Annotated in this window: 1 protein-coding gene; it reads right to left on the bottom strand. The window is 59.9% G+C overall.

Annotated features, from left to right (window positions below):
• Positions 1 to 56 precede the first annotated feature (56 nt).
• On the bottom strand, positions 57 to 267 hold a 211-nt coding region (locus Q4563_RS20240; protein WP_303605788.1), incomplete at its 5' end, for a metal ABC transporter permease.

Here is a 267-nt window from a genome sequence, read left to right as displayed (position 1 = left end):
CAAAATGGCGGATATTGGCCCGGTACAGTACGTTACAGTACGATACGAAAAGAACCTCACCGCCGGTTAACGGCGGTGCTGGCAACAAACAGCAGGGTGGCCGCGACGACAACACTGGGGCCAGCGGGGGTGTCCCACCAGAACGAGGCCGACATGCCCATCAGTACCGATACCAACCCGATCAGACTGGCGAACAGGGCCATCTGCTCAGGGGTGCGGGATAAACTGCGAGCTGCTGCTGGCGGGATAATCAGCATGGCGCTGACC

It is taken from the genome of Gilvimarinus sp. 1_MG-2023 (assembly GCF_030548285.1).
Note: the sequence above shows the minus strand (reverse complement) of the source record. Positions and strands in the feature narration are given on the sequence as shown.